Origin of the sequence: Kitasatospora sp. NPDC087271 (assembly GCF_044744605.1) — a bacterium.
In the GTDB taxonomy this organism is placed as follows: Bacteria; Actinomycetota; Actinomycetes; order Streptomycetales; family Streptomycetaceae; genus Kitasatospora.
In genome coordinates this window covers 1-3,181 of sequence record NZ_JBIUYQ010000057.1, presented here as the reverse complement: position 1 = coordinate 3,181, position 3,181 = coordinate 1, and the positions used below count along the sequence as shown (strand labels likewise).

The 3,181-nt window shown below is 68.3% G+C and carries 2 protein-coding genes; both read left to right on the top strand.

Annotation, left to right across the window (positions count from 1 at the left end; translation table 11 throughout):
• Nucleotides 1-174: 174 nt before the first annotated feature.
• Complete coding sequence (locus tag ACIO9K_RS37870; protein ID WP_400336457.1) at nt 175-1,425, top strand: IS701 family transposase; 1,251 nt, start codon at nt 175-177, stop codon at nt 1,423-1,425.
• Nucleotides 1,426-1,695: 270 nt separating this feature from the next.
• A complete protein-coding gene (locus ACIO9K_RS37865; RefSeq protein WP_400336455.1) occupies nt 1,696-2,910 on the top strand; it encodes an IS701 family transposase in 1,215 nt (404 codons plus the stop codon).
• Nucleotides 2,911-3,181 lie beyond the last annotated feature (271 nt).

The following is a 3,181-nucleotide window of genomic DNA, read 5'->3' as shown; positions in this document are numbered from 1 at the left end:
CTCGGACTCACCCACAACGGCACCACCTGGCAGATCGGGGCTGCCGCCTGACGGCGGCAGCCCCGATCACACCAAGATCTTCATCAGCCTTCTAGTAGGGCTTGGTCAGGTTTGTGCAGTAGTGGCGTGTCTGTTGGTGGGTTGTGTCGTTGGTGGTGTGTGACACCTGAGGAGATGGCCGGGGTCCGGGAGGACCTGGCGGCGTTCACGGCGGAGATGTTCGAGGCGTTCACGCGCGCGGATCAGCATCGCTGGGGGCAGGCGTATGTGCGGGGACTGCTGTTGGACGGGCGGCGCAAGTCGGTGGAGCCGATGGCCGCGCGGCTCGGTGAGGACGGCAACCGGCAGGCGCTGGCACACTTCGTGACCACCAGCCCGTGGGACCCGGCGCATGTGCGGGCCCGGCTGGCCTGGAGGATGCAAGCCGAGCTGAAGCCGACGGCGCTGATCATCGACGACACGGGGTTCCTCAAGGACGGGGACGCCTCCGCGTGCGTGTCGAGGCAGTACACCGCAACCGCGGGCAAGGTGACCAACTGCCAGGTGGGCGTCTCGCTGCACCTGGCCACCGACCAAGCCTCCTCCGCCGTCGACTGGCGGCTGTTCCTCCCCAGGTCCTGGGATCCTGCCTCCGACAAGGCCGATCCGCTCAAGGTGGCCCGCCGCCAGCAGTGCGGCATCCCGGCGGACCTGGGGCATGTGGAGAAGTGGCAGCTCGCCCTGGACATGATCGACGAGACCCGTTCCTGGGGCGTGGATGTCCCGCTGGCCGTCGCGGACGCCGGCTACGGCGACACGGCCGCGTTCCGGCTGGGCGTGAACGAGCGCGGGATGAACTACGTCGTGGGTATCTCCACCACCCTCAGCGCCCAGCCGGGCTCCGCCCGGTCCCTCACCCCGCCCTACAGCGGGACCGGACGGCCGCCGGTGGCCCGGTATCCCGATCCGGCGAAGAGCGTGAAGGCGCTGGTCATCGAGGCGGGACGCGGTGCGGCCAGGCCGGTGTCCTGGCGCGAGGGCTCACGCCCGGGCAGGGGTCGCACGGGGTGCAAGCGCATGTACTCGCGGTTCGTCGCGCTGCGGGTACGACCCGCCGGACGGGAGATCCGCGACCGGGCCGACGGTGCGGAACTGCCCGAGTGCTGGCTGCTGGCCGAGTGGCCCGCCAAGGAGCCCGAGCCGGTGCAGTTCTGGCTCTGCGACCTGCCCGCCGACACCCCGCTGACCACCCTGGTCCGCCTGGCCAAACTCCGCTGGCGCATCGAGCACGACTACCGGGAGATGAAACAGGCCCTGGGACTCGCCCACTTCGAGGGCCGCACCTTCAACGGCTGGCACCACCATGTCACCCTCGTCGCCCTCGCCCACGCCTTCTGCACCCTGCGGAGGCTGGCCCGTGCCCCAAAAGAAACGGCACCGGCCTGAGTCTCTACCAGGTCGTCCGCGAAATGCAGTTCCTCCTCGCAACCTGGGCCGGCGCCTGCCCCACCTGCCACCGCGACATACCCACATCCATACAAACCTGACCAAGCCCTACTAGTACTCCAGTGAGAGTTCTCCATGTGCTCTGGTCAGCGGCTTGGGGACGGTGAGTGTAGCGAGGTCGAGGCGTGGGTGGGGCGGTTTTGACGTGGATGTCCCGCCCACGGGTGGCCGCGCCGCATGTAGTGACAGCAGCGGGGAGAAAGCATCGGTGTGAGCGATGATCTGCCGACAGATGCGTGGGACCGGGAACTCAACGAGCTCTTCCTACGGATCGGGGGCCGCTTCACGCGGGTGGAGCCCCGGCGCCGGATGAGGGACTACGTGCGGGGGCTGCTGGGCCCGGTAGGCCGCAAGAACAGCTGGCAGTTGGCCGAGTATGCCGGGCACCAGGCACCCCATGGCCTTCAGCATCTGCTGGCGGGCAGTCGCTGGGACGCGGACGAGGTCCGCGACGATCTCCAGGCCTACGCTGCCGAGCAACTCGGCTCCTTGGACGGCGTGTTCATCATCGATGACACCGGCTTCGTGAAGAAGGGAGCCGTCTCCGCCGGAGTCCAGCGTCAATACTCCGGAACGGCCGGCCGCACCGAGAACTGCCAAATCGGGGTTTTCGCCGCCTACGCCACCAGTCGCGGCCACGCCCTGGTCGACCGGGAGCTCTACCTGCCCAAGTCCTGGACCGACGACCGGGAACGATGCCGAGCCGCCCGGATCCCCGACGAGCGCGCCTTCGCGACGAAAGGCGAGCTGGCCCGCACCATGATCACGCGCGCGCTGGCCTCGCCCCTGCCCATCGCCTGGGTCACAGCCGACTCCGCCTACGGCCAGGACTCGCACTTCCGACGTTTCCTCGAAGACGCCCAACTCTCCTACGTGGTGGCGGTTCCCAAGTCCCAACAGGTCCATGGCCCGCGCATCGACCACCTCATCGCGCAGGCCCCGCCCGAAGCCTGGCAGAGGCTGTCCGCCGGATCCGGCGCCAAAGGCGAGCGCCTCTACGACTGGGCCGCCGCCCGCCTGCCCGCTGTCAGGGAGTTCGACGGCGACGAACCCACCCGCCAGCGCTGGATGCTGGCCCGCCGCAGCATCGCCCGGCCCGACGAGATCGCCTACTACCTCGCCTGCGCGCCGCTGAAGGCCACGGTTGCGGACCTGGTCCGTGTCGCCGGTTGCCGCTGGAAGATCGAGGAGTGCTTTCAGAGCGCGAAGAACGAGTGCGGCCTGGACCAGTACGAAGTGCGCCGCTACGTGGGCTGGTACCGACAGCTCGCCCACACGTTCCTGGCCGTCCTGGCCGCCCAGGAACGAAAAAAGGGGAAGGAGATCCCGACACGCCCGAGCTCGTGGACCTCACGCCAGCCGAGATTCGCCGTCTGCTGGCAACTCGACCCCACCACCATTCTCCGGACCGGAGCCACGCAGTGACATGGTCGCGGTGGAGACGCCGTCACCAAGCACACGCCCGCCGCTGTCACTACATGCGGCGCGGCCACCCGCGGGTGGGACCGCCACATCAAAACCGCCCCACCCACGCCTCGACCTCGCTACACTCACCGTCCCCAAGCCGCTGACCAGAGCACATGGAGAACTCTCACTGGAGTACTAGGCCGCGTATTCGGTCGTGATCAATGGGTTCGGGTGAGGTCCTTGATCCAGATCATTGCGCCGCGGAGGTGAAGGCCGGCGAGGTAGCTTT

Excerpts from the sequence above, each read along its gene's own strand:
- ACIO9K_RS37870 (WP_400336457.1), top strand. The coding sequence starts at position 175 with ATGGCCGGGGTCCGGGAGGACCTGGCGGCGTTCACGGCGGAGATGTTC.